Raw genomic sequence first — 5,462 nt, forward strand, 5'->3', positions numbered from 1 at the left:
GGCCGGTCGGGGCCGCCGAGCGCGGCGGCGACCTCGTCCCATCGGGTACGGCCGAGCGTCTCGATGACGCCCGGACGGGTCAGATAGTGCGACCAGGGCTGACGGGCACTGCCCTCGCCCCGGACCAGTGTGGTCACCGCGGAACCCTGCACGACATGGCCGCCGGTGATCGCGGCCCGTTGCCGAGCGGTGCCGACGCCGCGCACCCGCCGGGAGTCGGCGGCCGAACCCAGTCCACAGTCGACCCCGACGGGGATCTCCGGGGAACGCGCGTACGCGATCGGGCGGTGGGACACCAGCACCGGTTCGCCGACCACGAGGTCCACCAGGCGGCGGGCCTGGTCGGCGGTCACCGGGTCGGGTGCCCGGAGCAGTCCGGTGTGCACCTCGCCCGCGATCAGCATTCGGCTCCCCCATGCACGGCGGTACGGAGCACCGGGGAGACGCCGGACGGCGCGCAAGGGTCAGCGGTGACCGATGACTCCCCAGCGGCGCGGCCCCGTGCCACGCGTGTCGCCAGCCTGTCGATTGCACCGCATCCGATCCCGGAATGCAACACGCTCAGTATCCGGAATCGAACAGTCGGTAGAGTTCGCTAGCACCTGACGGGCGGGCCGGACAACCTTCGCAGGGCATTGTCCGCAATCGCCGTACATTTACGTTCCTCGACGGGACAACGGCCGATACCCGGTTAGCGTCGGACGATGACCTCTGCCCGACCCGATGTCCTGACCATCGGCGCCGGTGTATCAGGCCTGACCACGGCCGTCCGGCTCGCCGAGGCGGGACTCCGCGTCCGGATCCGCGCGCAGCGCAGACCCGAACAGACCACCTCGGCCGCGGCCGGGGCGATCTGGGACCCCATCTACGCCAACCATCCGCTGGTGCTGAGCTGGAGCACCCGCAGCTACGACGTCTTCCGCGACATGGTCCACGCGGGCCGGCCGGAGGTGCGGCTCGTGCGCGGCGTCGAGGCCTCGCGCCGGCGCATCCCGTCCCCGGACTGGGCGCAGGACCTGCCCGGCTTCCGTGAGTGTGCCGCCGCCGAGCTGCCCGGCGGCTTCGCCAGCGGCTGGCGCTACACCGCACCGATCATCGACATGCCGCCGTACCTGGCCTATCTGGAGCGGCGGCTGGTGGCCGCGGGCGGGACGGTGGAGATCGGGCACGTGCGCTCGCTCGACGAGGGGACCGCGCCCGTGGTGGTCAACTGCAGCGGGATCGGGGCGCGTGAGCTGGTGCCCGATCCGGAGGTCGAACCGATCCGCGGCCAGCTCGTGGCCGTCCGCAATCCCGGGGTGCGGGAGTTCTTCGCCGAGCACACCGAGGAACTGGAGGAGATGACCTACCTGCTCCCCCAGGGCGACGTGCTGCTGCTGGGCGGCAACGCCGACAAAGGACAGAGCGACCCGGAGCCGGATCCGGAGGTGGCCGCCGGGATCATCGCCCGGTGCGCCGGGATCGTGCCCGCCATCGCCGAGGCCCCGGTGCTCGGGCATCGCACCGGCATCCGGCCGCAGCGACCGGAGATCCGGCTGGAGCACGTCGACCTCGGCGGACGGCACGTGGTGCACAACTACGGGCACAGCGGCGCCGGGGTCAGCCTCTCGTGGGGCTGCGCCGACAGCGTGCTGGAGATCGTCCGGACCCTGGTCTAGGGCCAGCGGATCTGGGCGGGCAGGCCGACGAAGGCCGCGTACGGCTGGAGGGCCTCCTCCGCCCGGGCCCGCTCGGCCGGGCCGAGGTCGACGAGCGGCTGGATCTCGATGGTCACGGCCTTTCTGCCCAGGGTGCGGGTCCAGGTGCCGACCACCCGGCCGCCGCGGACCAGGGTCGAGCGGAAGATGCCGTTGCCGCCCGGAACGACCGCGGCCAGGTGCTCGTCGTCCATCATCAGCGAGCGGTCCTTGTAGCCCAGGACGTATTCGTCGAAGCCGGGCAGGGCCGCCCAGTCGCCGGCCACGTCGGCCGGTGTGGTGTCGAGCAGGGCCGGATCGGCGATCATCTCGGTGCCGTCGACCCGGACGGTGGTGAGCTGGTCGCCGGCCGCGGTGATGCCCGCCCGGGTGTCGGCCATGGTCAGGCCGGTCCAGCGGGCGAAGTCAGCCCGGGTCGCCGGCCCGTGGCTGCGGAAGTAGCGCAGCGCCATGATGCCCAATGCCTCGGTGCGCTCCGGCCGGTTGGGCTCGGGCGCCCACTCGTCGAGCAGCACGAACGTCTGCTCCTTGCCGATGTGCGGGGCGATGCAGGAGACGCCCTGCTGGCTCGCGTACCAGAGGAGGTGGTAGCCCATCTGCGGGCCCAGCTCGACGCCCGCCTCGGCGAGGGCCGCCAGGCACTCGGCGCGGGTCAGCCGGTTGCCCTTCAGGGCCGTGGCCAGGACCTCGACGCCGCGCTCGGCCGTCGCCTCGGACAGGCCGATCGTCTCGCGGCGCTTCGCCGCCCCGGCCAGCGCGCGCACGCCCATCAGCTCGAGCATCCAGCGCGCGTCGGCCGGCGGGACCAGGTGCACGGTGCCGCGCATGGGCCACGTGCGGATCGCTTCGCGGCGCTCCAGGGCGTCCGTGACGTCACCGACCGTCCAGCCGGGCAGGCGCACGCCCAGCGACCACAGGCCGCTCGCCATGTCCTGCGCCTGCATGGCGCCGAACCACTCGACCACCCCGGCGACGTCCGCGACCGGGTGCGGCGGGGTGAGCAGCAAGCTGCGCATGCGCAGGGCCAGCGCCTGCGTCGTCGTCAGATCCACAGACGCAGCTTAGGGCGCCCCTCCGACAAGAAAGGGCGCCCTGAGCGATCAGCGGCCGCGCTGGGTGCGGTAGCGGGCGATGAGGGTGTCGGTCGAGGAGTCGTTCTCCGCGCCCGGGGCCTCGGCCGCGGTCAGCAGCGGGGCCAGCTGGTTGGCCATGACCTTGCCCAGCTCCACGCCCCACTGGTCGAACGAGTTGATCTGCCAGATGGTGCCCTGGGTGAAGGTGATGTGCTCGTAGAGCGCGATGAGCTGGCCCAGCACCGACGGGGTCAGCTTCTCGGCCAGGATGGTGGTGGTCGGGTGGTTGCCCGGCATCACCTTGTGCGGCACGATCTCCGCGGGCACGCCCTCGGCCTCGATCTGCTCGGCGGTGCGGCCGAACGCCAGCGCGCTGGTCTGGGCGAAGAAGTTCGACATGAACAGGTCGTGCATCTCGCCGGTGTCGTGGTTGGGCACCGAGAAGCCGATGAAGTCGGCCGGGATCAGCTTGGTGCCCTGGTGGATCAGCTGGTAGAAAGCGTGCTGGCCGTTGGTGCCGGGCTCGCCCCAGAAGACCTCACCGGTCTGGAAGTCCACGGCGGAGCCGTCCAGGCGGACGTGCTTGCCGTTGCTCTCCATGGTCAGCTGCTGCAGGTACGCCGGGAAGCGGTGCAGATACTGCGAGTACGGCAGCACGGCGTGCGACTGGGCCCCGAGGAACGTGTCGTACCAGACGTTGAGCAGCCCGAGCAGGGCCGGCACGTTGCGCTCCAGCGGCGTGGTGCGGAAGTGCTCGTCGACGGCGTGGTAGCCGGCCAGCAGCTCGCCGAAGCGCTCCTTGCCGATCGCCAGCATCACCGACAGGCCGACCGCCGAGGGCAGCGAGTAGCGCCCGCCGACCCAGTCCCAGAAGCCGAACATGTTCTCGGTGTCGATACCGAAGTCGGCCACCCGCTGGGCGTTGGTGCTGACCGCGACGAAGTGCTTGGCCACCGCGCTCTGGTCGCCGCTGAGCCCGGCCAGCAGCCAGTTGCGGGCCTCGGTGGCGTTGGTCAGCGTCTCCTGCGTGCCGAACGTCTTGGACACGACCACGAACAGGGTGGTCGCCGGGTCCAGGTCGTGGGTCTTGGCGTACAGGTCGGTGGGGTCGATGTTGGAGATGAAGCGGCACTCCAGGCCCGCGTCGGCGTACGCCTTCAGGGCCTCGTACGCCATGACCGGCCCGAGGTCGGACCCGCCGATGCCGATGTTGACGATCGTCTTGATCCGCTGCCCGGTGGCGCCGGTCCACTCGCCGGAGCGGACCCGGTCGGTGAACGCGCCCATCCGGTCCAGCACCTCGTGCACGTCGTGGACGACGTCCTGGCCGTCGACGACCAGAGTGGCCTCCCGGGGCAGCCGCAGCGCGGTGTGCAGCACGGCCCGGTCCTCGGTGACGTTGATGTGCTCGCCGGCGAACATGGCCGCCGTGCGCTCGCGCAGCCCGGCCCGCTCGGCCAGGGCGACCAGCGCGGCCACGACCTCGTCGGTGATCAGGTTCTTGCTGTAGTCCACGTAGAGGTCCGCCACCTGGGCGGTGAGCCGCTCGCCGCGCCGTGGATCACTGTCGAACAGTTCGCGCAGGTGCACACTCGAGAACTTCTCGGCGTGCCCCTGCACTGCCTGCCATTCGGCGCTGTCGGAAACGTGTTCGCTCATTGCCTTTGACTCCCGCCTGGACCAGAACTATCGCGTTCATCGTGGCACGGATCGAAGCGGCTCGCCGCGAACTGGAACCGTTCAGAACGCGTACGGTCCGAATCGGCCCCAGGCGACGAAGGCCGCCAGCAGCAACAGCACGATGCTGGGCACCATGCCCTTGTAGTCGTTCATCCGGGCGTGGGTGATGGCCGCGCCGATCATCACCAGCACCAGGCCGAGCGCGGCCAGCGGGACCAGGATCGGGGCGATGTCCAGGGCGGCGGGCAGGATCAGCCCGATCGCGGCGAGGGCCTCCACGGCACCGATGGCCTTGACCGCGCCGGGCGAGAACAGGTCGACCCACGCCATGCCGGCCTTCTTGAGCTCCTCCTTGGGCCGCACGACCTTCATGAGGCCGGAGACGAGGAAGGCGGCAGCCAGCAGACCGGCGACGATCCACAGCACAGTGTTCATGGAGAGCCCTTCGAGAGTTGAACGTTCTAGTGGACCGTAGGCCCTGGGACTTGAACGGTCAACCCAGAGTGACGTGAACGTTCAGCTACGATGGCCGGGTGGGCGACGAGGTGAACTGGCTCGATGAGCAGCAGTTACGGGCATGGAAGAGCTTCGCCGCGCTCATGGTCGTCCTGCCGGCCACGCTCGACGGCGAGATGCAGCGCCTGGCCGGCATCACCCAGTTCGAGTACGGCGTCATGGCCGGGCTGTCCGAGGCCCCCGGGCGCACCATGCGGATCAGCGCCCTGGCGGAGTTCGCCCAGGGCTCGCTGTCACGACTGTCCCACCTGATCAAGCGGCTGGAACGGCGCGGCTGGGTGCGCCGCGAGCTGGACCCGGCCGACGGGCGCTACACCAACGCGATCCTCACCGACGAGGGCTACGCCAAGATCGTGCAGATCGCGCCGGAGCACGTGGCCGGCGTGCGGCGGCTGGTCGTCGACGCGCTCACCCCGGCGCAGCTGCGCCAGCTGGGCGAGATCAGCGAGCGGGTGCTGCGCGGCATCGCGCCGGGCGGGTGCGGGAAAGATCAACG

5 protein-coding genes and 1 pseudogene are annotated in these 5,462 nt (G+C 70.8%); 2 read left to right on the plus strand and 4 right to left on the minus strand.

The window, feature by feature from the left end; genetic code table 11:
• Nucleotides 1-404: pseudogene (locus AB0C29_RS31445) on the minus strand (hypothetical protein); the annotation flags it as partial.
• Nucleotides 405-704: 300 nt separating this feature from the next.
• On the opposite strand from AB0C29_RS31445, the gene AB0C29_RS31450 reads away from it, so the two are divergent.
• The gene (locus tag AB0C29_RS31450; protein WP_360827784.1) at nt 705-1,658 is read left to right on the plus strand and encodes an FAD-dependent oxidoreductase; all 954 of its coding nucleotides are present in this window, start codon (nt 705-707) and stop codon (nt 1,656-1,658) included.
• Here the strand turns inward: AB0C29_RS31450 and AB0C29_RS31455 are convergent.
• The 3 genes from AB0C29_RS31455 to AB0C29_RS31465 all read right to left on the minus strand — a co-directional run bounded on the left by AB0C29_RS31455 (nt 1,655) and on the right by AB0C29_RS31465 (nt 4,885).
• Nucleotides 1,655-2,749 carry a winged helix DNA-binding domain-containing protein gene (locus tag AB0C29_RS31455; RefSeq protein ID WP_360827787.1) on the minus strand — a complete coding sequence of 365 codons (1,095 nt, stop codon included), beginning with the start codon at nt 2,747-2,749 and terminating at the stop codon, nt 1,655-1,657. The two genes, AB0C29_RS31450 and AB0C29_RS31455, sit on opposite strands and share 4 nt — an antisense overlap.
• A gap of 48 nt (nt 2,750-2,797) precedes the next feature.
• On the minus strand, nt 2,798-4,429 hold the full coding sequence (pgi, locus tag AB0C29_RS31460; protein ID WP_360827790.1) for a glucose-6-phosphate isomerase: 1,632 nt from the start codon (nt 4,427-4,429) through the stop codon (nt 2,798-2,800).
• 81 nt (nt 4,430-4,510) lie between these two features.
• Complete coding sequence (locus AB0C29_RS31465) at nt 4,511-4,885, minus strand: DoxX family protein (RefSeq protein WP_360827793.1); 375 nt, start codon at nt 4,883-4,885, stop codon at nt 4,511-4,513.
• 98 nt (nt 4,886-4,983) lie between these two features.
• Between AB0C29_RS31465 and AB0C29_RS31470 the strand changes: the two genes are divergently transcribed.
• Nucleotides 4,984-5,462, plus strand: a 479-nt coding sequence (locus AB0C29_RS31470; RefSeq protein WP_360827796.1) for a MarR family transcriptional regulator, incomplete at its 3' end; no start/stop codon positions are given.

Source organism: Actinoplanes sp. NPDC048791 (assembly GCF_040650095.1).
In the GTDB taxonomy this organism is placed as follows: domain Bacteria; phylum Actinomycetota; class Actinomycetes; order Mycobacteriales; family Micromonosporaceae; genus Actinoplanes.

Coding starts and splice junctions, on each gene's coding strand:
- AB0C29_RS31450 (WP_360827784.1), top strand. CDS start 705: ATGACCTCTGCCCGACCCGATGTCCTGACCATCGGCGCCGGTGTATCA.
- pgi (WP_360827790.1), bottom strand. CDS start 4,429: ATGAGCGAACACGTTTCCGACAGCGCCGAATGGCAGGCAGTGCAGGGG.
- AB0C29_RS31465 (WP_360827793.1), bottom strand. CDS start 4,885: ATGAACACTGTGCTGTGGATCGTCGCCGGTCTGCTGGCTGCCGCCTTC.